This window comes from Desulfosporosinus paludis, assembly GCF_045689965.1.
Classification (GTDB): domain Bacteria; phylum Bacillota; class Desulfitobacteriia; order Desulfitobacteriales; family Desulfitobacteriaceae; genus Desulfosporosinus; species Desulfosporosinus paludis.
Genome location: NZ_CP144211.1, coordinates 1,608,189 through 1,629,793, shown reverse-complemented (window position 1 = coordinate 1,629,793; position 21,605 = coordinate 1,608,189). Strand labels below are relative to the sequence as shown.

At 40.7% G+C, this 21,605-nt stretch carries 21 protein-coding genes; 13 read left to right on the top strand and 8 right to left on the bottom strand.

Going from position 1 to position 21,605, the window contains the following annotated elements; translation table 11 throughout:
* Positions 1 to 114 precede the first annotated feature (114 nt).
* The 5 genes from VZF35_RS08300 to VZF35_RS08280 form a co-directional block, all read right to left on the bottom strand.
* Positions 115 to 1,713, bottom strand: a complete 1,599-nt coding sequence (locus VZF35_RS08300; protein ID WP_407312694.1) for a M56 family metallopeptidase — start codon at positions 1,711 to 1,713, stop codon at positions 115 to 117.
* An 18-nt stretch (positions 1,714 to 1,731) separates the two neighbouring features.
* Positions 1,732 to 2,109, bottom strand: coding sequence for a BlaI/MecI/CopY family transcriptional regulator (locus VZF35_RS08295; protein ID WP_407312692.1), 378 nt, complete (start codon positions 2,107 to 2,109; stop codon positions 1,732 to 1,734).
* A 170-nt stretch (positions 2,110 to 2,279) separates the two neighbouring features.
* Entirely contained in the window at positions 2,280 to 3,494 is a 1,215-nt protein-coding gene (locus VZF35_RS08290) for an ammonium transporter (protein WP_407312690.1), read from the bottom strand.
* A 110-nt stretch (positions 3,495 to 3,604) separates the two neighbouring features.
* Positions 3,605 to 4,249, bottom strand: a complete 645-nt coding sequence (locus tag VZF35_RS08285) for a response regulator (RefSeq protein ID WP_407312688.1) — start codon at positions 4,247 to 4,249, stop codon at positions 3,605 to 3,607.
* Entirely contained in the window at positions 4,239 to 6,170 is a 1,932-nt protein-coding gene (locus tag VZF35_RS08280) for a histidine kinase (RefSeq protein ID WP_407312686.1), read from the bottom strand. The genes VZF35_RS08285 and VZF35_RS08280 overlap by 11 nt, the downstream gene beginning before the upstream one ends.
* A gap of 557 nt (positions 6,171 to 6,727) precedes the next feature.
* On the opposite strand from VZF35_RS08280, the gene VZF35_RS08275 reads away from it, so the two are divergent.
* Positions 6,728 to 7,117, top strand: a complete 390-nt coding sequence (locus VZF35_RS08275) for a bacteriohemerythrin (RefSeq protein WP_407312684.1) — start codon at positions 6,728 to 6,730, stop codon at positions 7,115 to 7,117.
* A 167-nt stretch (positions 7,118 to 7,284) separates the two neighbouring features.
* Here the strand turns inward: VZF35_RS08275 and VZF35_RS08270 are convergent, their stop codons facing one another.
* Entirely contained in the window at positions 7,285 to 7,479 is a 195-nt protein-coding gene (locus VZF35_RS08270; RefSeq protein ID WP_407312682.1) for a DUF1858 domain-containing protein, read from the bottom strand.
* Positions 7,480 to 7,920: 441 nt separating this feature from the next.
* Between VZF35_RS08270 and VZF35_RS08265 the strand changes: the two genes are divergently transcribed.
* From VZF35_RS08265 to VZF35_RS08250, 4 genes are all read left to right on the top strand, one after another.
* Entirely contained in the window at positions 7,921 to 8,274 is a 354-nt protein-coding gene (locus VZF35_RS08265) for a winged helix-turn-helix transcriptional regulator (protein ID WP_407312680.1), read from the top strand.
* A gap of 65 nt (positions 8,275 to 8,339) precedes the next feature.
* Entirely contained in the window at positions 8,340 to 9,131 is a 792-nt protein-coding gene (locus tag VZF35_RS08260) for an HD domain-containing protein (RefSeq protein WP_407312678.1), read from the top strand.
* A 138-nt stretch (positions 9,132 to 9,269) separates the two neighbouring features.
* Positions 9,270 to 10,235: an EamA family transporter gene (locus tag VZF35_RS08255; RefSeq protein WP_407312676.1), complete on the top strand. Its 966-nt coding sequence runs from the start codon at positions 9,270 to 9,272 to the stop codon at positions 10,233 to 10,235.
* A 117-nt stretch (positions 10,236 to 10,352) separates the two neighbouring features.
* Positions 10,353 to 10,481 carry a hypothetical protein gene (locus tag VZF35_RS08250; RefSeq protein WP_407312674.1) on the top strand — a complete coding sequence of 43 codons (129 nt, stop codon included), beginning with the start codon at positions 10,353 to 10,355 and terminating at the stop codon, positions 10,479 to 10,481.
* A 207-nt stretch (positions 10,482 to 10,688) separates the two neighbouring features.
* Here VZF35_RS08250 and VZF35_RS08245 read toward each other — a convergent pair whose 3' ends face one another.
* The gene (locus tag VZF35_RS08245) at positions 10,689 to 11,498 is read right to left on the bottom strand and encodes a DUF2889 domain-containing protein (protein ID WP_407312672.1); all 810 of its coding nucleotides are present in this window, start codon (positions 11,496 to 11,498) and stop codon (positions 10,689 to 10,691) included.
* Between the two features lie 431 nt (positions 11,499 to 11,929).
* Here VZF35_RS08245 and VZF35_RS08240 point away from each other — a divergent pair, with 431 nt between their 5' ends.
* Positions 11,930 to 12,535 carry a DUF4352 domain-containing protein gene (locus tag VZF35_RS08240; protein ID WP_407312670.1) on the top strand — a complete coding sequence of 202 codons (606 nt, stop codon included), beginning with the start codon at positions 11,930 to 11,932 and terminating at the stop codon, positions 12,533 to 12,535.
* Positions 12,536 to 12,588: 53 nt separating this feature from the next.
* Here the strand turns inward: VZF35_RS08240 and VZF35_RS08235 are convergent, their stop codons facing one another.
* Entirely contained in the window at positions 12,589 to 13,485 is an 897-nt protein-coding gene (locus tag VZF35_RS08235; protein WP_407312668.1) for an RluA family pseudouridine synthase, read from the bottom strand.
* Positions 13,486 to 13,577: 92 nt separating this feature from the next.
* Here VZF35_RS08235 and VZF35_RS08230 point away from each other — a divergent pair, with 92 nt between their 5' ends.
* The 7 genes from VZF35_RS08230 to VZF35_RS08200 all read left to right on the top strand — a co-directional run bounded on the left by VZF35_RS08230 (position 13,578) and on the right by VZF35_RS08200 (position 21,446).
* On the top strand, positions 13,578 to 13,829 hold the full coding sequence (locus VZF35_RS08230) for a DUF1848 family protein (protein WP_407312666.1): 252 nt from the start codon (positions 13,578 to 13,580) through the stop codon (positions 13,827 to 13,829).
* Positions 13,830 to 13,903: 74 nt separating this feature from the next.
* The gene (locus tag VZF35_RS08225; RefSeq protein ID WP_407312664.1) at positions 13,904 to 15,034 is read left to right on the top strand and encodes a glycosyl hydrolase family 18 protein; all 1,131 of its coding nucleotides are present in this window, start codon (positions 13,904 to 13,906) and stop codon (positions 15,032 to 15,034) included.
* Positions 15,035 to 15,442: 408 nt separating this feature from the next.
* Positions 15,443 to 16,168 (top strand): DUF1385 domain-containing protein, encoded by a 726-nt coding sequence (locus tag VZF35_RS08220; protein ID WP_407312662.1) that lies wholly within the window; start codon positions 15,443 to 15,445, stop codon positions 16,166 to 16,168.
* Between the two features lie 100 nt (positions 16,169 to 16,268).
* Positions 16,269 to 17,576 carry a putative DNA modification/repair radical SAM protein gene (locus VZF35_RS08215; protein WP_407312660.1) on the top strand — a complete coding sequence of 436 codons (1,308 nt, stop codon included), beginning with the start codon at positions 16,269 to 16,271 and terminating at the stop codon, positions 17,574 to 17,576.
* Positions 17,555 to 18,400, top strand: a complete 846-nt coding sequence (locus VZF35_RS08210) for a TIGR03915 family putative DNA repair protein (RefSeq protein ID WP_407312658.1) — start codon at positions 17,555 to 17,557, stop codon at positions 18,398 to 18,400. Before VZF35_RS08215 ends, VZF35_RS08210 begins: the two co-directional genes overlap by 22 nt.
* 270 nt (positions 18,401 to 18,670) lie before the next feature.
* The gene (gene recQ / locus VZF35_RS08205; protein WP_407314537.1) at positions 18,671 to 20,854 is read left to right on the top strand and encodes a DNA helicase RecQ; all 2,184 of its coding nucleotides are present in this window, start codon (positions 18,671 to 18,673) and stop codon (positions 20,852 to 20,854) included.
* Between the two features lie 262 nt (positions 20,855 to 21,116).
* Positions 21,117 to 21,446, top strand: coding sequence for a hypothetical protein (locus tag VZF35_RS08200; RefSeq protein ID WP_407312656.1), 330 nt, complete (start codon positions 21,117 to 21,119; stop codon positions 21,444 to 21,446).
* Positions 21,447 to 21,605 lie beyond the last annotated feature (159 nt).

Here is a 21,605-nt window from a genome sequence, read left to right as displayed (position 1 = left end):
GTCCCTGGGACAGCCATCTGGAATAGGGGCAAGGAAGAGAAGAACCTTAAGATAAACAAAATCCCTGAAAGCCGATAATTCTGGCTTCCAGGGATTCATGTTTTTATTTATCCATTACCACTGTCTTCCAGGATCATCGGCCATAGAGTTTACAGTCCCTTGTGGATAGAGAACTGAATAGTGATCCATTACCGGGTTAGGATTATCGGCTGTGGGTTGGGGAAATACCATTTCGATTTTAAACTCAGGCCCTGCTGTATATCCGACAATTTCCTGACCGTTGTACTTCGTATCGTAGGCAGGGGTTCCAAAGGCCGTTTTTACTTTATCAAAGGATATGCCTGCTAATCGACTATCAAAGGATCGAGCTTCAAAAATTTGTTCCCCCTTATTAATGCCAAAAGCAAGCTTATGGCTCGAGAAGGTGGCGTAGCGCCCTTTAGCAGCAGCAACATAGTCGGTTGAATCAGCCGGTCCTAATACTTTTTCAATGTCTTCAATGACCGTGGTTTTTACAGGAAAGTTGCTGTTGAGAACTTTGCCTTGTTGGGCTAACTGCATCATCGTTAACAGCAATGTTTGAGAGGATTGAGCTGGAGCTCCGCCAGCGCTGGAATTTTGTTGACTGGTGGTTGTGGGGACGTCACTCTGATTCTTGGTACCTTCAGTTGAGGATAAGGGGGGCGTTAAGCTTGAACACCCAACGACCAGTGTTAAGGCAAGGGCAGCTATCGTCCATTTCATGGTTGTTTGTTTAAATGAAGAAATCATGATAATCCTCCTAGCATTGAATTTGTTGACGAACCCCATAGTACCAGGAACCCAACGCGGTTCCGACAGGAGCTGCATTAGTTCAATGATCGTTTGGGCATAGTTCTTGTGCTCTTCTGGTTTAACGATAGCCAATGCAGTGGCATCACAGGCAATCTCACAATCTAGCTTCATTTGATGCAGGGAGTACCAAATAATAGGATTAAACCAGTAAACAATTTGAATCAAGGTGATAAGAGTATTAACCAAAAGGTCGCGTCTTTTAAGATGGCTAAGCTCATGCAAGAAGACATATTTGAGTTCTTCGTGTGATAACTTATCAATGATCTGCTGGGAAATGATGATTTTTGGTTTTCTCCAACCGAAAAGTGCTGGTGACGTTAGTTCAATATCATAGACCAGAGAAACTTTGGACTGTATCTTAAGAAGCATTTTACTTTCTTCAAGAATCTCTTCGATATCCTTTGCCTTGCAGGGAGGCTGCTTTTTAATTTTTAGCCATAACCGTCCATTGATAAGACATACATAACTCAAGATTAGGCCGATACCCGATAACCACATGATGGCTAGGTTAAAAACGTTAATCTTTGTATTCACGGACGCAGATAAAGCATTAGTACTCGTTTGGAGATCATCATTTAAAGGAGTTTTTGTCAATGAGTCTGGGATAGTGGCATCTGCAGTTATGGAGGAGGGGGCAGTAAGCATCTGATTCAGATTCGTTGTTGATGAGGGATAGGGAAGAAGATTAAAAATACTCAGTGAGCTTGGCGGTGAAAAGGGTACAAGAAGTCTGATAATTAGAACAAACCAAAGATAGTAGTGCCAATTAGCTCTGATTTTTTGCTTAAATATAAATTTGATGAACAATAGTCCCAGAGCCAATATGCTGCCGCTCAACGACAGTGATAAAAACAAACGAAAGAGCTCAGATAAATTCACGTGCTTTCACTTCCATCTTTACTTTATCCTTTCATCAAGCAATTTTCTCAGGTCTTCGATTTCTCTGGCAGACAGACTTTCATCCTGAACGAAGTTGGCAAGCAGTAGGTGGAGTGAACCATCATAAACCTTGTGTAGAAACGATTTTGTCTCTTCTCGTATGCAATCCTCTTTGGACACTAGAGGATAGTATTGAAATAAATTGGAGTCCTTGTTTACTCCAAGGGCTTCTTTTTTTACTAAACGGGCAATTAATGTATGGATAGTTTTTGGGCTCCATTGAGTGTCCTGTTTTAGTGATTCAATAACTTGAGTAGCCGTTGACGGTGATTCACTCCAAAAGACTTTCATAACTTGCCATTCTGCGTCAGATATCTTGCAAGCGACATTCTTCAATTCAAAACACCTTCCTACAAATGTAGTCTATAGTTAGATTACATTTGTAGGAAGGTGTTGTCAAGTGGTTAAATTTACAATTGATTCTATATATCGCCTGATTAAAATACCCTTTGGCTAAGTCATTTTAGCCAAAGGGTATCATTGTGTGGAAGTTCTAAGCGTGAAGATTATAAATCATAAGCTACTTCGCCATGAATTGCGGTATCCAGCCCTTGAATTTCCACGCTTTCGGGTACACGAACGGAATCGAAGATATTGATTACTTTAAGAATAAGATACGTTACGACAAAGGCATAAACTCCTGTAAAGACAACTCCAAACAATTGAACCAGGAATTGGTGAACATTACCTTGAATCAGGCCGCTTGTCCCATTGACAGCCGAGACAGCGAAGATCCCTACAAGTATAGAACCCAAAATTCCGCCGACTCCGTGTACGCCCCAAACGTCAAGGGCATCGTCCCAATCGAGCTTAATGCGCACTTGCACAGCGATATAACAAACAATCGAGGATAAGATCCCAATAATTATGGCTGCCCAGGGCCGGACATAACCTGCCGCAGGGGTGATGGTTGCCAAACCGGCGACCGCACCTGTCAATACGCCGACCATGGTCGGTTTTTTCTCATGAGCCCAGGAAATCAACAGCCAAGTAATCATAGCCATCGAACCAGCGATATCTGTATTTACAAAGGCAGTTGCCGCAACTCCATTGGCAGCCAGAGCGCTGCCGCCATTAAAACCAAACCAGCCAAACCATAAGAGTCCGGTGCCTAAAGCAACGAAAGCAATATTATGAGGCGCTGATTTCTCGCCAGGCACTATAACACGCTTGCCGACAAAAAAGACAGAGGCTAAGGCAGCGATCCCGGCACTGACATGAACGACAATTCCTCCGGCAAAATCGACGACACCCATTTTCGCAAGGAAACCTCCACCCCAGATCCAGTGGGCTAAGGGGATATATACCAAGATGCTCCATAAGACCAGAAACTTCAAGTAACTTTTAAAATTTACCCGGTCGGCGAAAGCTCCTGTGATGAGTGCAGGGGTAATAATCGCGAACATTTCTTGATAAATAAAGAACACAAGAAAAGGTATCGTGGGTCCATAAGCAGGATTGGGGCTCATCCCGACTCCTTGGAGCCCAAAATATTGGAGATTGCCAATTAAGCCGTGGATGTCTTTGCCAAAGGCTAAGCTAAATCCACCTAAGACCCAAATGGCTGTCACAATGCCCATAGAAATAAAACTCTGAATCATGATCGTTAAAACATTCTTTTTTCGTACCAAGCCTCCGTAAAAGAAAGCTAAGCCTGGTGTCATCAGGCATACCAAAGCAGCACTGATTAACACAAAAGCTGTATCCCCAGAGTTGATCATTACGAACCCTCCTATTGTTTAGAATTTTATGATACTTACATTCTAAAGCAAGAGAGTATATCCGTTAATCAGGGTTATACTGTATTTCCCCAAGATAACACCTGTATTTGTTAAGGTTCAATGATATGATTGCGAACTGCATACAACACCAAATCCGTAATGTTTTTTAAACCTAGTTTGTGCATGATATTAGAACGATGAGTTTCCACCGTTTTTAAACTCAAATTTAACAAATTCGCAATATCCTTGTTGCTGTTGCCTTCGGCTAAGAGCTGGACAATTTCTCTCTCCCGAGAGGAAATTAGTTCCGATTTTCCTTTTCTCTGATTGAAATTAGCGACAAAGCCAGCTACCACAGTAGAAGTAATATCTGAGGATAAGTATGTTCCACCCGCCTGAACAACACGAATTGACTTTAAGAGCTCTTCCAAGGCGTTTTCCTTTAAGACATAACCGTTTACTTCCAGTTGATAAGCCCGGGCCACAAAGTCTTCATTCTTATGCATGGTCAAAATAATAACTTTTATGTTGGAATAATCCTTTTTAAGACGTGCTGCCACTTCCAATCCATTGAGCTGGGGCAGAGAAATGTCCAAGATCGCAATATCCGGCTGTAAACGGATAATGTCCTCCAGAGCATGGTGACCATCAGCTGCTTCACCAATTACCTGAATATCTTTTTCTTGTTGGAGTAAGATGATCAACGATTCGCGTAGAATTTTGTGGTCATCAGCCAAAAAAACCTTAATAGTCATGAGGCACCTCCATCATTAACGTTGTCCCCTTTCCTGTTTCTGTAACAATTTGGAGTGTCCCGCCAAGCATTTTAAGCCGTTCTTCAATAGAGTTTAAGCCTAAGCCGGCGTGCACTTTTTGAACATCAAATCCTTGACCGTTATCGCTGATTTGAAAGAGATAGAGATTGCTCTTAAGCTTGCTAAAGTTCACAACAATTTCGGTGGCCTGAGAATGTTTTAAAATGTTCGTCAAGCATTCCTGAATCACCCGGTAAAGATTTAAGCTGGCGGCCTCTTCCCAGGCGGGCATTGGGGCTAAGAGATTGTAGTCAAACTGAATACCGCTCGTCTTCTGAAGGTTTTGCAATAAAACCTCAACGGACGCGGATAATCCTTTTTCATGAAGCAGAGCTGGTTTTAAATTAAATAAGACACCACGGATTTCCTCGATGGTATCCGCAGCGAGATGTACTGTACGATCAATTTGACCGCTTAGGAAAGGGTCTTGATGTTCTGCCTTGACCTTTTGTGCAATCATGCCTAATTGCAGCTTAAGAGCAGCGAGGGACTGACCAACTCCGTCATGAAGGTCTCTGGCAAGTTTCACTCGTTCCTGTTCCTGAGTTTCCACAAGAAGTTTGGCCTGCTTTTGCAACAATTGATTTTGTACTTGGATTGTCCCACTAAGGTCTTGGGTAAGGGCTTCGTAATGGGTCATTTTCAAATAGTCCTGCCAGGAATAGATATCCGCAAATTCAACGATGTTTAACCCTTTTTCCTCTTCTTCTTCGGAAACCCGTAAGCCCAGAAATTTATTAATAAGGTAAAACATCAAGAGACCTAAGCCAAAGGCCCATAGAAAATTGACACTTACTCCAAAAAGCTGAACTAAGACCTTAGTTAGACGAGTCTGTCCCCCTAAAAATTCCTGTGGCGCAAGCAAAGCTAATAAAATCGTACCGCTGGCCCCGCCGAAGCCGTGAATTGACACGGCTCCTACGGCATCATCTAAGCGCAGCTTTTCTAGCCACAAACCGGAAAAGACCACAACGGAGCCCGAAATAAACCCTACTAAGACAGCGTCCAGAGGCAGGAGATAATTCGAACCAGCTGTAATTGCAACCAGGCCGCCAAGTGCTCCAGCAAAAATGGCTTCCATATAGCTATGGTCTTTCAGGAAAAAATGGTTGGTAAGAATTGCTCCGACAACCCCCGAAGCTGCAGAGAAATTTGTATTAAGCAAAATTAAACCGACTCGGTCATTAAATGCCAACAGACTTCCACCGTTAAATCCAAACCAGCTGAACCATAATATGAAAGTTCCCAATGCCGCAAATGGAATATTGGAACGTCCTAATTTTTTAATTTTGCCCGAAGGATCCCAGCGATCTTTCCGCGCCCCGACAACAATAATTCCTGCCAAAGAAACCCAGCCGGCTGTTCCATGAACAACCGTAGCACCGGCGAAATCGATAAAGCCCAGGCCTTTTAACCAGGCGGCTTGCTTCAGGAACAAATCACCCCATACCCAATGCCCAAACAGAGGATAAATAACACCAGCCAGGAAAACCGCAGCCAATAATAAAGGGAGTAAGCGGGTGCGTTCCGACATGCTTCCTGAAACAATGGTCACGGCGGTACCTGCGAACATAAGTTCAAAAAAAACAAAGACAAATCCAAGAGAAGGATGAGTTAGAGAAAGATTGTTCAGCAGCCAATAGCTGCCGCCAAAAATCCCCAGATGAGTCGGACCGAACATCAGAGCAAAGCCTAAAAAGCAATAGACCAAGGTTGTAATGACAAAGGTAAGGATGTTTTCAATGGCCACACTAATAACATTCTTAGATTGAATAAATCCGACTTCATAGCAAACAAAACCTGCCTGCATAAAAAATACAAAACTGGCACTGACAATAAGCCATAGATGATCGATCGTCACGCCTAAAACTCCCTTAATAGTTTATGTATGGAAAAATGTTCTTCTAGTTAATACTATGGGAAATATAAGATCGGAGGTGGTTAAGGTGGGAGACAAAAGCCCTAAGAATAAAGATAAAATGAAGAAGAAATCAGAGAAAAAAGTGATTCCGGTGACTCCGACAACACCTTTTATTCCTTAAATAACAAACCCGTAATGTCTATCATATGTAATATAACATTTATTTTATCCGGCAGGTGCCGGATTTTTCTTTGTACTACCAGAAAGTATAAACTTGTGTTATATACTTTCTAAGCATAAGAGCAACTAGGCAGCCGCCTTCGCCAGAGGCTAACAAGTGCGAAGACAGTGTCTTCGGGCGCCAGCCAAGTTCTCTTTAAGAATTTAGTTTGATCGTAGGTTTTCCAAAGTTTCTCATGTTATTCGACTAAAGTCAAATTGATTTTAAACTCCTGGTAGGAAAACTACGTGAATATTAGCACTTTATAGTATAATTGGTATATAACAAGGTTAAAATGTTATAACCTTTCAATAAAGCTAAGAAAGGACTGAATTTGATGTTGCAATGGAAGGATGAATACTCTATTGGGGTAGAGATCATTGATGAACAACACAAACACCTTTTTGAGATTGGAAATAGGATTTATGACTTACTTGAAAATTATTTATACGTTGACAAGTATGATAAAATTGTCGAAATCATCCATGAGCTGAGTGATTACACAAAGTATCATTTTAAAAGCGAAGAAGATTATATGATTCAGATTAGGTATCCAAAATATCTTAGTCAAAAAGTAGAGCACGATGATTTCATCGGTAAAATTGAAGAGATTGACCTCAAAGATCTAGACAAGGACCAGGATAAACATATCCGGGATATCTTAACGTTCGTGTTTAATTGGGTTCTTGAACATATCTTGAAAAAAGATAAGCTTATCAAGGCCTAAGTATTACTTAATTTAAGGAATCGTTTCTCTGATGTCATTTGCCAAAGAGTGATTCCCAACCGAGATATAGAAATACAGTCAAAAATAAGCCTTCCACCTATATTCTGGTGGAAGGCTTTGAAAATTACGAAACTAGCTATGGATCTTTGTAGATATAAGTTTCTTTCTTAGTTAGTAACCGAAGCATTAAGATCTTTGAGTAAACGTTGAACGTCAATCCCGTGAGCTAAGGCTCCTTGTTCCAGGTTCTCAAAACGGGCAGCCATGCACCCGAAACAATGCATGCCGTAACTAAGAAGTATATCGGCGGTTTTAGGATATTTTTCTACGATTTCAGTGATTGACATATCTCCAGTAATCATTGAACAATCAGCTCCTCTAAGTTTATTTAGTAAACAATTTTCGAAAACTCCGTCGTAATAAGTTTAAATGCTGTTTCCAATTAAAGAGCCACTTTGTTCCCAGCCCCATTTTTTACGATCGTTATGTTTTCAGTCTTAATATGCCTACTTTCCAATTGAATCATTTCATTTGTCTAAGAAAAAATAATCCATAGCTAATTGCGGTACAATTGATCGGATCATTTGACACAAGTGTATCTTTCTATTAATTTATTTAGATTGATGATATCACGCACCTTACTCGTTGATTGTATGATATAACCCTTTTAGTAATAAGATAAGTCATTGAGTTTCATAAAAGCAATTAGTTACCTTATGTAAGTATAGTACTATAGATGGGTTACTACCGTCAAGTAAATAAATGTGATAAACTATAAAAAAGTAATGATGGGTGGGTTGACGATGGAAGATTACCAACTATGTCCGAAATTCGAATCAGCGTTCGAATTAATCGGGAAACGATGGACGGGATTAATCATTCGAGTCTTGCAAACCGGACCAAAACGGTTCAAAGAGTTAGCAGAAACCATCCCTAATGTCAGTGGTAGAGTGCTGACTGAACGATTAAAGGAACTTGAGTGCGAGGGGATCATTAAACGTCACGTTTATCCTGAAATGCCTGTTCGGATAGAATATAGTTTAAGCCCGAAAGGGAGGGACCTTATACCAGTCTTTGACGAGTTGCAAAAGTGGGCAGTCAAGTGGGTTGGGTTACAAAGAGATCTGCAAATACAAGACCGATTACGTAGGGATTAATGTCTTTAATAGCTTGATTTAAAACTATTCTTTGAATAATCCTTTGAAATTAAGGAGTTAATAGAATGACTCAAAATGATGTCCTTTATTTTACATCCTGGTTCGAAAGCTATACGAGAGGTTACAGGTCGAGCGATGTAGAAGTTGAGGCCAACTTGAACTATAAGAAAGAACATTCACTAAGAGTTAGAGATTATATGCTGATGATTGGCAGGGATCTCCAGCTTGAAAGTGACCAGATGCTGCTGGCGGAAGTGATCGGACTCTTTCATGATGTCGGACGTTTCGAACAATATGCTAAATACCATACGTTTAAGGATCATTTGAGTGCAAACCATGCGGAGTTGGGATTGGCGGTATTAAAACGAGAAAAAGTTTTATCTGGTCGAGCAAATGAGTTGGAAAAGGAAGTTATTTTTACGGCCATAAAGAATCACAATCAGAGGGTAATCCAGGAAAATTTAAACGGAAGTACTTTAATGTTTTGCAGGCTCATACGCGATGCCGATAAACTGGACATTCTTGATCAGATCATTAGTTTTTATGAGAATCCCTGGAAAACCCCTTATTTGGCGGTAGAGAATAACCATGAAGATAAACGTTATTCACCGGAAATTATAGAGGGCATTTTGAGCGGAAAACAAATTTCCTATACAAGTGTCCAAAACCCGGCGGATATCAAGTTGATCCGATTGACTTGGCTGCTCGATCTAAACTTCCCGACAACCTTCAAAATAGTTCAAAGCAAACAATTCCTCGAAAGACTTAAGGTATTTATCCCTATCACGGAGGACACCCTTCAAGTTTTCAAGTATATCGAGCAGAGACTTTCACAAAAAGCAACTGTGAATTTATAATTCAGCCGTTGAGAATTGCTTAGTTTAGTTTAGAAGCAGAAGATTGCTCGATGATTTGGATCGAAGATAGCTGTTGGATTTAAGCAGAAATTGCTTTTTGAAGGAGCGTATGAAAGAGGAGCGAATTAGAGCGTGAACATGAACAATAGAGAAGAGGTCAAAGTCATCGCGGCATACATAGCAGTTTGTATTCTTTGGGGTTCGACCTATCTAGCCATCAGGATCGGGGTAAGTGCTTTTCCGCCGGAATTATTTGCCGGTTTACGATTCCTGCTTGCCGGTTTATTAATGTTAACCTATGCTTATTTTAAGAACCAGAGGTTTCCGGAGACATTCACAGATGTTCGACGGCAAGCCGTTGTGGGTTTATTCTTGTTACTCGGTGGTAATGGAATTGTCGTTTTTGCGGAACAATGGGTGTATTCAGGTACTGCCTCGCTTTTATTGGCCATTGTGCCGCTGTTTAACGCCCTCTTAGAAATGTTTCTGCCCAATGCCGCAAAGTTAAGCCTCAGAGGTTGGCTGGGTTTATTCTGGGGATTTTGTGGTGTTGCGTACATGGTGTTATTTGATTCTGGAACGAAAGCCTTCAACATTTCAGGCATATTACTCTTGATGTTGGCAGCCTTTTTTTGGTCTGCAGGTTCTGTTTATTCCCAGAGATTTAAACCATCGGGTTCAACAGTTATAAACATTAGTCTTCAGATGCTGAGTGGCGGGATTGGCTTAATTATTGTTGGGTTATTTATGGGAGAGGCCTCAAAATTGCATTTATCTGCTAAGGGCCTTGGAGCAATGGCCTATTTGATTCTGTTCGGTTCAATCCTTGGTTATAGCTCGTACATTTATGTTTTGCAGCATTGGCCAGCCTCCAAAGCAGGAACCTATGCCTACGTTAATCCTGTCGTTGGAGTTTTTCTAGGCGCCGTTATTCTTGGAGAACCGATTTCTTCTAAGATCATTGTCTCGTCGGTGATCATTTTAAGTGGTGTTTTATTGGTTCAAATTTCTAAGATGAATCAAAAGGGCATTAATCTGACGAATGGAAGTAAAGCCATCGGAAGCCTTGAAACTAACTTCAGGCAAGAAGAAAGTACTTTTTAGAAAAGATCACTGGGTTGTCTTGAGGCATGGGGATGATGAAGCTTACGTATCTTCTTGCGTAATTAGGGAAACCTAAGCAAGAAATACTCGCATTCGATGTGAAAGGGGAAATCATTAATGGGTAATAAGAAAACAGATAAGTCGAGAACTCATGCAGCAAATCTCTTTGACAATCGTCCGAATACAGATAATGATAAGAAGAAAGTTCCGACGAATGCTACCAATAACCCTCAGGAAAGAGCTTAGCCGGAGGACAAACATTAACAAACTTTGATATTGAGACAGTCCTTTGTTATCATGGTGGTCTCTTTAAGGACAATGTCAAGCAACATATAGCAGAACTAGCAACTAACTGAAATCAATGGGCCTATGGAACATATTTAACGAAGCGATTGGCTAAATCCAATCGCTTCGTTGTTTAGGACGTCATGTAAAGAACATTTGATTAATTTATCAGTAATCCAAGATCTGCGCACAGTCATTCACCAAATCAATGACATGAACGCATCCTTGCCCTTTGCCTAAAATGTCAGCGAGTTTCTTTTTGCTAATGCCTTTTAAGGTGATGCCCTGGAGGTTAGAAAGGAAGGAAGCTGACTCACGGCATACTAAATCAGGAGCACGAAGAAGAACACCATCGGCCTTTTCAACGACCGCTTCGTTTAATTTCATCCTTATATTAACCTCGTGGAAAGAATCACTTAAATTTCCTGTTAATAAGTACTTATTTTCCTCCAGATAGAAAAGGCTTTGAGTTTTGAAGCGAACAAATAAATTACCCGCTCGTTTGCTCTCTCCAACATGGGCAAACCAGGTCTTAGTGACTCTATTCAAGTGACTGAAATAACGACAGGAACCAGAATAAGAGTTCATCCAGGCACGCTCATACTCATCCTCCGATGCAAAGCCGCGCTCATCGAGGAGAAAGGTTTCGGATTGGATGATTCCTTTGACAGTTTCGGCAAACAGCGCGACCGCCAGGGGGTCTTCGAGAAAGACCGCTGCATCTTTAAGCACGCGGGCAGAGCTAAAATATGCCTCAGATCCAAGTAGTGGTGTAACTTGAAGAATTCGGGCCTTAATGGGGAATGAGGATCTTTGCTCTTCCCATAAAGCCTCTCTGATAATAAAAGTATTAATATCAACCATAAGTTGGGCCACAGCTTCCCGATTAGTATCAACGTAACTAGTCTTCGCTTGAAGCAGGCCGTTATCGTTCCGACGCACCTCTGTATACCAATTGCGCTGAAAAAGAGCCTTCATCTTTAAAACCTCCTAACAGTTTTAATAGTCATTAATCCGAATATTCTGCATTATAACCTTAAATCCTTCCAGCTTATTCTAATGCTGCTTGATAAATAATGAACAGTCAGAACAGTTTCCGGCACAAGAAACTCCTCGGAGAGGTAAGTCCATCTGATAATATTCTATCTTAATTGCGCCATCAGAAATTGCTATAACGATTTTCTAACAATTTATTTAAAAGCCTGAAGAGCTATAGCCTAAAATGATAAAGTATAAAAATTGACAAATTACCGCAAAATATTATAAGAAATGACGTTATAGCCATAGAAATAATCTATCGAATCATATTTATTGACTATAGACACAGCGCAGATTTACGTGTAATCTTCAATTAAGAGGTAACGCCGTATCGCTAATAAAAGTCCAGTGAAACAGAGGAGGATTAGAACATGTGGAAATTTGAAATACTGCATATCGAATCTCAACGTCGGTACCGATCTATGAATTACCGCAGTTTTATTTGCCTTCTCGTATTGATCTCTTTGATTCTATTTGTAGCTGGGTGCGGCTCTTCCATATCAGATAACCACTTTAATGAATTACAACCTCAGGCTCAGCATGTAGAGGTATTAACTTCAGTTAAACAACAGGCCTATCATGTCGGTGAAACGTTCAAGATTGGAGATCTGCAATACACTATCAATGGTATTAGGACTTCAGAGGGTAATTCTAAGAACGTTATATTACCCAAGGAAGGGAATACGTATCTTTTGATTAATCTGATGATTGAAAATAAAGGAACCAGTGATGTCGAGGTAAGGAGTTTGGTAGGGTTTAAACTTAAAGACAAGTTTGGCAGAAAGCAAGCCTTTAGTATGGGGGCATTTCTAGCGGTTAATCATGAAATGAACGGGACAATTGCCACAGGAGGTAAAATGACGGGTGAGATAGGCTATGAGGTGGTAAATGAGCCCCAGACCTTTGAATTAATCATTACTCCCAATCCTTTTAGTTCCGAATATGCAGTTGTGAAAATTCCTCTTGAAATGATTTAAAAGGGTCTTAGTTTGCAATTAGTTCAATATGATTATAATTTATTTAAAATTGATTAAGCATGGGAGTAATTGTCAATCAATTGCAAGAAATTTGCTGGGAATGGTGCTTGGAGAGCAATTTCTTGATGTTCAACCGGATGTGGGAAGTGCAGAGAATAAGCGTGTAAGGCTTGACCGGCAATAAGAGCTGAGCTTTTTCCATACATCCTATCTCCGACGATTGGATGTCCTAAATAGGTTAAATGAACACGTATTTGATGCGTTCTGCCTGTGTCCAAGGTTAGTTCCAGCAAAGAAGCCTCAGAAAAGTTTTGAATTGTCTTATAGTGAGTTATGGCCTGATCTCCTTTTGGGTTAACCGCACGTCGATTAGGTTTCGTGGGATGGGGGCCTATCGGTAGATTGATTGTTCCGCTCGGAGGGTTTACAATTCCATTGACTACGGCTCGGTAAGTGCGTTTCAAGGTTCCTTCTTGTAAAAATTTTTCCAATAATGTTTGGGTTCTGCTGTCTTTGGCAAATACAACACATCCCGAAGTCTCTCTGTCTAAACGGTGTAGTGGGCGAATTGTGCTGATTACTCCCTGTTGTTGATAATAATAGGCGAGATAGTTGCTTAACGTTCTATGAGTAGTTTGGCCTGTTGGGTGTACCAAAAGGCCGGAAGGCTTGTTCAATACGATTAAATAACGGTCTTCATACAATATCTCAATTTGACCTGGCTCAGGCTCAACACCATAAGATGAATCTTCCAGAACTATTACGCGCAAAACATCCCCTGTATTAATTTGCTTTTGCAAAAAGACAGGTTTCTTATTTAGCAAAATTCCCTTATGCCTGGTCAGCTTCTGGATTTTTCTTCCCGAATACGATAGAACTTGTTTTAGGTAGGCCTCAACCGTCAGGCCCTGATGCTCTTCAGCTACTTGATAAGTAGTATATAATTTCATTTCACCAGTTCCAATCTATTTACTCTTGTTAATTTATGGTCTCTTATTATAATATCATAGTCTTCTGCATTATTATTAGTCATACTAGCTGTATGACCATTACGACAATGCAAGACATTAGTGTTTCGATTGAGGATAATGATCCATTACAAGCTAATGTTTATGCAATCGAGAACCCACGCCCCTTAATGAATCATTTGTCCGAATTGGATGAAAGAGGATTCCAATGTTTTTTCCATCACACATTAAGTGGGTACCCATCACAGCTAGAGCCTTATGTGCCTCAATTAGATGCTAGTATTGATGTGGAGTCCCCATCCCTCGTCGGCTGGTATGGGGTTTGATTTTTTACATATTGAAAAATGAGCGGGGGAAAGATAAAAGTCAGATAACCTAAAAATGACGAAGGAGTAAAAGCATGAAGAGGTACCTGACTTTAATAACTATTGGCACTATAATTTTATGTTCAACGCTCATTGGATGTACAGGGGTTAAAAATACACAACTGTTGCCACCACCTAAAGTGGGTGTTAATCGCCAACCTCCGACAGCAGAGGCTTCACGCAAAAATGTTCTGGAGTCAAGCAAGCATGTGGCTTTAGGTTTTTATACGGATTCTCAAGCATCTAAGAATTCTCTGCTTAAAAATATTAAAGACCTCGACGAAGTAGCTTTTTTCTGGTACTCCTTTGATGGAACCGGAAAGATAACGCGTGAAGGTAATATTGACTTAAGCCTCAAGGAAACTGCCCAGAAAGGTGGGGCGAAGGCTTACGCCATGGTTCATAATCTGGATACCAATGGGTTTAACTCGCAATTAGCTCATCAGATGCTAGCAGATAAAACGATTCGTTCGAACTTTATTGGGAATTTGGTGGCTTTGACGACTAAAGAAAACTGGGACGGTATAGCTATCGATATTGAAAAGATTCCTGCCGATGACCGGAAAAATTACTCAGCTTTTTTAGATGAGTTACATGCTTCATTAAATGCTAAAAATAAAATCCTTAATGTGTCCATTCCGGCAAAGTATCATGATGTACCAAATGACTTATGGTCAGGTGGCTTCGACTATGCTGCAATAGGTAAATCAGCCGACCAAGTGGTCTTGATGACCTATGAAGAGCACGGGGTAGGGACAACTCAAGGTCCTATTGCTTCTCAAGGCTGGGTAAATCGGGTCATTGATTTTGCCAAAGACAGTATTCCCAATGAAAAAATCATTATGGGTTTACCTGTATATGCCAGCGATTGGGCCTCCAATAAACCCACTCTCCCTAATTACTTTACGTACGCTAAAGCTCTTAGCTTGGCTCGTAAACTTGGTGTAAGTATTTTGTATGATGAGGTTCAACAAGTTCCCCATTATGCCTATACAGTTGCTGGGGTGCGACATGAAGTTTATTTAGAGGATGTTCGCAGTCTCACCGCAAAATTAGGTTATGCGAAGAAGAGCCAAATACATGGAGTTGCTATTTGGCGATTAGGTATTGAAGACCCAACATTATGGACAGATGTCTTAAAAGATTATGGTTCTGGTCATAAATAATAAACTTTGATGTCTTATCGAAAAAGGCAAAGGCGCTTGAAGAGTACCTTTGTCTTGTCTGTTTAGAAAGCATAACTATGTTGAATGATTCTATTACCTAAGTAACAGCTGAGCTGTCTGTGCCAAGGCTATTAAGTGCGAAGACAGTGTCTTCGGCCACCGGCCAAGTTTTATTTGGATTATTCTCGAACAAAATTCATTAGAAAATCCAATGTAATGATTTATACCAAATCCTATTCATAGGAACTTTCATCATCATCGTATACAATAATACTCAGGATCTTTTTAAATCTCATGAATTCAGTTGACTGCAAGAATAGAGAAGAAGATTAGTTTATAGATTGAAGCTTAAATAACTTTAACTGAGAAAAAGTTTAAATAGCTATAAAGTATTTGTAAAGAGTTTTAATGAAGGTGAGATATTTGACGGTCATAGGCGGGCGGGCACATCTGAACGGGATTACCTTTGCTACCGACACACATGTCATACGTGGAAGGTTATCACAAGGAAACATATCCATCAGTGTACGTCGATTACCCGGAATGAGAGTATTTGATCTGATGGATAAAGTACCTTTCTTACGTGGAGTTTCTAAGCTAATAAAACTTAATCTTAAATTATTTCTCGCCATTATCCTTTTTCTGGCTATTCCTTGGGAGTGGGCGCTTCCTGCTAATGAGTTGATGGGTTTTGATTCAGTATGGATTGATCTTGCCATCTATGGTTTTGTTTTATTCATGCTGGTAGTTCTTCTGAAACGTCTTTGGCAGTTCCATGGAGCGGAACACAAAGCCTACAACATTTATACCAGTGGGGCTGATCTTTCATTAAGCGCGGTAAGAGAGGCCAGTCGAATTAGCGAACGTTGTGGAACTAACATAGCTGTGATAGCAATTCCAATCGTGATTTTGTTCTCGTTTGTTACTATGCCGCTGTTATTAATGATTGCAGTCTTAGGGATTAGTTATGAAATCTACAATTGGAGTTCTTGTCGTTATCGTTTAAAAACAGCGTTTTTGATCGCGGGGCTCATTCAGAAGTATATTGTTACAGCAGAACCAACCGAAGAACAGATCCGATTAGCTACTGAAACCTTATCGAAAGCCCTAGAATATGGAAGGGATTATACTTGATAGCCTTACAAATGTTTGGTTTTTCTCCTTTGACAAGAACATATGTTTTGATTTATAGTGTTCATAGCAGTTATGTTCTTGGAGACAGGTGGTGTTGAAGATGGATGTTTTTGACAAATTAACAATATTGTCAGACTCAGCCAAATATGATGTTGCATGCACATCCAGTGGTGTCGATAGAAACGGTAAGCAGGGTAAGATAGGAAACACCACAAGTGCTGGAATTTGCCATAGTTTCGCCGCAGATGGGCGATGTATATCTCTTTTAAAAGTACTGATGACGAATGTCTGCGTCTTTGATTGTAAATATTGTGTCAACCGTGCGTCAAACGACACTTTAAGAGCGGCATTTACGCCAAAGGAACTAGCGGAACTTACTATCAACTTTTATCGACGTAATTACATAGAGGGTTTATTTCTCAGTTCTGGAGTAATTAAAAACCCTAATTATACTATAGAACAAATGACTAAGGCTCTTGAATTATTGCGCAATGATTACCATTTTGGGGGATATATTCACGTCAAGGCTATACCGGGAGCAGATAGTGAGCTGATTACGCGTTTAGGACTTTTAGCAGATCGGATGAGCATAAACATTGAGCTTCCATCCCAGGAGAGTTTAAAGCTTTTGGCACCTAATAAGACAAGAGAGTCAATCTTGCGGCCGATGGGACTGATCAGCAATAAGATAGAGGAAAACAGTACGGATCTCGTGAAATTCCGGCACGCTTCTAAGTTTGTGCCGGCTGGACAAAGTACGCAGCTTATTATAGGGGCGACTCCTGAAACGGATCAAAAAATATTAACTCTTACTGAAGGACTTTACAGAAAATATCATCTCAAAAGAGTCTTTTTCTCTGCCTATATGCCCGTTACTGAGCATTCACTCCTACCTGCCGTAGATACCAAACCACCCTTAATGCGCGAGCATCGACTTTACCAAGCGGACTGGTTATTGCGGTTTTATGGTTTTAAAGCCGAAGAACTGCTTAATGAACAGAACCCCAATTTCAATTTACAGGTTGATCCAAAGTGCAATTGGGCCCTCAATCATTTGGAGAAGTTTCCGATTGAAATTAACAAAGCGCCGTATGAAATGCTTTTGCGTATTCCGGGAATCGGTGTAACTGGCGCCATGCGTATTCTCACGGCAAGGAAAAGCGGTGCGATTGATTTCACAGGACTCAAGAAAATGGGCATTGTGCTAAAGCGGGCTCAATATTTTATTACTTGTAAGGGAAAGATCATGGCGGGACTTAATATCGCTTCAGATGGGCAAATTAGAGCACTGTTGGCCGATCGACCTAAGCTTACATCTCATTATTCTTATCCTGAACAGCTGTCACTTTTTAATGAACCGTTGATTACGAGGGAGGATGTGCAGCAATGCCTGACAGGGCAGATATAGTCTACGCCTACGATGGAAGCTTTGAAGGACTGATGTGCTGCGTTTTTGAAAGTTACGCGCAAAAGGAGGTACCCAGCAGCATTCGGCCCCCCAGTGTGGAGCAGTGTCTCTTCGATACGGCAAAATGGATTGAGACGGACGAACATAAGGCGCGCAGAGTTTACGATTCAATCCCTTTAAAAATTTCGATTCAAGCTCAGGAGTTGGTCAGACTGGGCTTTTTATCGTGTGCCCCCCACAGAGAAATGTTAATCTATCATTTCCTGCTTTTGGGGTACAAACATGGGGGCAAAGTCATGACGATGCTTGCTGATGATACGGTTTGCTCCCTCCAAAAAGCAGTTCGTCGTCTGACCTCAGAAAGCCATAAGTATAAGGGATTCATTCGGTTCTCTATTTATGGAGAAGTGCTTGTGGCTGTCATAGAACCCAAAAACAATGTATTGCCTCTTATTTTTCCGCATTTCTGTGATCGATTTCGCAATGAATCGTTTATGATTTATGACAAAACCCACAGTATGGCCTTGACTTATCAGTCACATAAAGCGGAATTGATCTATGTCGATGAGTTAACATTGCCAGAAGTCGACGATAATGAAGTTGAGTACCGACGTTTATGGAAACAATTTTATAAAACGATTGCCATTAAAGGCAGAGACAACCCACGTTGCCGCATGAATCTCATGCCGAAACGGTATTGGGGTCAAATGACCGAATTTGATAAATCTGATGAACAAGAGAAATCTAAAAGCCCTATTCAATGGCATGCGGCAGAGGTTTCCGCTAAAATACTGCCAAACTTGCCAGGCTCTTCGGATTACTGACTCTCCCCCAATAAAGCGGATAATAATGCTGACTCTTAATAAGCTCCTGAGATGTTGATTCTACTTAACGAAAAACTCATAAGGCTTGATGAACTGTACTGATATATCCTGTTCCTATAAGGAAATCATGTTGCTAAGTATTAATTTAACGGATATTTTATATACCACAAATGATGAATTGCTTTGAGGTTAAGAAACAGCTTTTAGCCATGGTTTTTTGCTATAATAAAGGTAGTTTTGTTTCTATAACTTAAGGAGTTGTTCATTATGCTGATAGATGAGGCTTTACAAGTGCTGCGCAAGTATTTTGGCTATACCCAGTTTCGAGATGGGCAGCAAAAAGTGATAGAGAGTCTGCTTAACGGTGAAGATGCGTTGGCTATAATGCCTACAGGAGCCGGAAAATCATTAGCTTATCAAATCCCGGCTTTGTTGTTTAAAGGAACTACACTTGTAATCTCGCCATTGATTTCCTTGATGAAGGATCAAGTTGATGCTCTCCAACAATTTGGGGTTTCAGCGACTTTCATAAATAGTTCTTTATCCCTCGTGGAAGTGAGATCTCGAATTGAGCGGGCTGCTCACGGAAGGTATAAACTTATCTATGTTGCTCCAGAACGTTTAGAATCGGATAGTTTTCGGACACTTTTAAGGTCTCTGAATGTCTCTTTCTTAGCAATTGATGAAGCCCATTGCGTTTCTCAATGGGGACATGATTTCAGGCCAAGCTACTTACAGCTTGGGCCTTTTCTGAGATCTCTGCCTCAAAAACCGGTCATTGGGGCTTTTACTGCGACAGCAACGGAAGAGGTTCAGAAAGATATTGTTCGTTTATTAGAATTGAATCATCCCAATGTCTTCGTGACAGGTTTCGATCGCCCGAATTTGTCCTTCACGACAATTCGCGGAGAAAATAAGAAGGCATTTGTTCTGGAATATGCTCAAATCCACAATGACCAGTCGGGGATAATTTACGCAGGAACTCGAAAAGAAGTGGATTATCTTCAGACATTTTTATTGAAGCATAGTTTGAAGGTCGGAAAATATCATGCGGGTATGAGTGACGAGGATCGCCAGAAAAGCCAAGAAGGTTTCCTCTTTGATGAAACGCCAATCATGGTAGCCACCAATGCCTTTGGTATGGGTATCGATAAATCTAATGTACGATATGTCATTCATTATAATATGCCGAAAAATATGGAAGCGTATTATCAAGAGGCAGGGCGTGCCGGGCGTGATGGGGAGCCAGGAGAGTGTACGTTGCTCTTTTCACCTCAAGATGTCGTTTTACAAAGGTTCTTAATTGAACAAAGTGTTTTTCAGCCCGAGCGAAAATTGAACGAGCATAAAAAACTCCAGGGAATGGTGGATTATTGTCATACGCCTCGTTGTTTACGAAAAACGATTTTGGAATATTTCGGAGAAGTTAACCTTCAAGATCAGTGTGGAAATTGCAGCAATTGTAAGGATGCTCGCGAGATGGTAGACATAACTGTAGATGCTCAGAAAATATTTTCTTGCATCTACAGAATGAAAGAAAGGTTTGGCGTCGGATTGGTCGCGGAGGTGCTGAAGGGATCACGCAAAGCGAAAATCCTGGAACTGAATTTTGACAGGCTTTCTACGCATGGACTTATGAAAGAAACTCCACTTCAAGAAATTAAAGATCTAATTAATTATTTGGTAGCTGAAAGCTATTTGCAATTATCCACTGGCGAGTACCCGGTGTTGAAGCTTCTTCCTGCCGCAGTTTCAGTGATAAAGGGAGAAGCAAAAGTAATGAAGAAAGTATCCCAGCAATCCAGGCGTGATGCTGATGAGGAGGTCAGTCTCTTTGATCGATTGCGTGCTCTGCGCAAACAATTAGCATCTCAAGAAAATTTACCCCCCTATATGATTTTCGCCGATAGTACGCTAAGGGAAATGTCCCAGTCTTGCCCCCTGAATCCTAGTGAGATGATCCGAATAAGTGGAGTCGGGGAACGAAAGCTTGAAAAATACGGAGAAATCTTTTTGAATGAAATAGCAAATTTTATGGAAACATCTAAGCTGAAAGTGGTTCCCTCTCCATTCCCTGAAAGAGGTGCGGTGGAGCCGAGGATTAAATCGTCAGAGGGGCACCCTGATGTTAACCTAGCAGACAGGGATATGGTAAGAAATAAACTTGCAAGTCATATCCAATCACTTTTATTGTACCAAGAAGGGTATTCCATAAAAGAGATAGGGCAGGTTAGGAAAATAACAGAACTTACTGTACAGGATCATCTTGTGCGCTGTGGTCTTGAGGGACATGCTGTCCCCTGGGACGATTTCATTCCTGTTGAACAGGAACCCCTTATCTTAGAAGCGGTCAGAAAGGCCGGTCGTGAGAAACTACGTCCTATTAAAGATTTGCTTACAGATGATATTGAATGGTTTACTATCAGGGCTGTTTTGGAGAAACATAAGGCATGATAGTATGCCGTTAACGGATACTGTCTTAATGATAAGGATTTTCCTTGAGTATATTCAGGGGGTAATGGAAAGGCCTCCTCTAGTTGCGGGTTTTGCACTTGCCTTTATGTCAATGGGTTGGGTTGTAGCGGCAACATTTTCGGAAAAAGTTATGTTCAAATATGGTTTTCGACGGATAGTAATGATAGGTGGCATTTGGACTTTGATGGGTTCAATATTCTTCATAACATTACAACCACAAAGAGGATAGCTCTGGGCTGGTATGGGTTCCTTACTAATCGGCATTGGGATGGGGCTGGCTAGGACTGTTTTTATCGTAGGGATTCAGAACAGTGTGGATTGGAAAATGCGTGGAGTTGCCACGGCTTCGAATATGTTTATGAATATCCTAGGTAATACAATGGGGGCAGCTCTATTGGGCGGCGTTTTAAATATTAAATTAGTGAATTATTTGAAGGGTGGAACTGGAGAACATTTAGATGTCATTAATCTGTTACTTGACCCAACTAAAAGAAGTGCTTTTCCACAGGGGGAATTAAAATTATTGACTGATGGGCTGGCCTTATCTTTGCTGTCATCAGTCTTCTTCTAGTGTTATTTTTTCCGGAAATGAAAAAGGCTAGGGGATAAAAAGAGATTTTCTCACTAAACGTTTCATAAAGAAAGGGATAAAAACAAGCAGGAGTCATTATGCTTAATAAAATTTTAAAATTTATTAAGCATAATGAAAAATTTATTATTGACATAACAT

What these genes read in the sequence shown, in the direction of transcription:
- VZF35_RS08290 (WP_407312690.1), bottom strand. Translation starts at nt 3,494, where the DNA reads ATGATCAACTCTGGGGATACAGCTTTTGTGTTAATCAGTGCTGCTTTG.
- VZF35_RS08285 (WP_407312688.1), bottom strand. Translation starts at nt 4,249, where the DNA reads ATGACTATTAAGGTTTTTTTGGCTGATGACCACAAAATTCTACGCGAA.
- VZF35_RS08275 (WP_407312684.1), top strand. Translation starts at nt 6,728, where the DNA reads ATGTTGCAATGGAAGGATGAATACTCTATTGGGGTAGAGATCATTGAT.
- VZF35_RS08270 (WP_407312682.1), bottom strand. Translation starts at nt 7,479, where the DNA reads ATGATTACTGGAGATATGTCAATCACTGAAATCGTAGAAAAATATCCT.
- VZF35_RS08265 (WP_407312680.1), top strand. Translation starts at nt 7,921, where the DNA reads ATGGAAGATTACCAACTATGTCCGAAATTCGAATCAGCGTTCGAATTA.
- VZF35_RS08260 (WP_407312678.1), top strand. Translation starts at nt 8,340, where the DNA reads ATGACTCAAAATGATGTCCTTTATTTTACATCCTGGTTCGAAAGCTAT.
- VZF35_RS08255 (WP_407312676.1), top strand. Translation starts at nt 9,270, where the DNA reads ATGAACAATAGAGAAGAGGTCAAAGTCATCGCGGCATACATAGCAGTT.
- VZF35_RS08250 (WP_407312674.1), top strand. Translation starts at nt 10,353, where the DNA reads ATGGGTAATAAGAAAACAGATAAGTCGAGAACTCATGCAGCAAATCTC.
- VZF35_RS08245 (WP_407312672.1), bottom strand. Translation starts at nt 11,498, where the DNA reads ATGAAGGCTCTTTTTCAGCGCAATTGGTATACAGAGGTGCGTCGGAAC.
- VZF35_RS08240 (WP_407312670.1), top strand. Translation starts at nt 11,930, where the DNA reads ATGTGGAAATTTGAAATACTGCATATCGAATCTCAACGTCGGTACCGA.
- VZF35_RS08235 (WP_407312668.1), bottom strand. Translation starts at nt 13,485, where the DNA reads ATGAAATTATATACTACTTATCAAGTAGCTGAAGAGCATCAGGGCCTG.
- VZF35_RS08230 (WP_407312666.1), top strand. Translation starts at nt 13,578, where the DNA reads ATGACCATTACGACAATGCAAGACATTAGTGTTTCGATTGAGGATAAT.
- VZF35_RS08225 (WP_407312664.1), top strand. Translation starts at nt 13,904, where the DNA reads ATGAAGAGGTACCTGACTTTAATAACTATTGGCACTATAATTTTATGT.
- VZF35_RS08220 (WP_407312662.1), top strand. Translation starts at nt 15,443, where the DNA reads ATGAAGGTGAGATATTTGACGGTCATAGGCGGGCGGGCACATCTGAAC.
- VZF35_RS08215 (WP_407312660.1), top strand. Translation starts at nt 16,269, where the DNA reads ATGGATGTTTTTGACAAATTAACAATATTGTCAGACTCAGCCAAATAT.
- VZF35_RS08210 (WP_407312658.1), top strand. Translation starts at nt 17,555, where the DNA reads ATGCCTGACAGGGCAGATATAGTCTACGCCTACGATGGAAGCTTTGAA.
- VZF35_RS08200 (WP_407312656.1), top strand. Translation starts at nt 21,117, where the DNA reads ATGGGTTCCTTACTAATCGGCATTGGGATGGGGCTGGCTAGGACTGTT.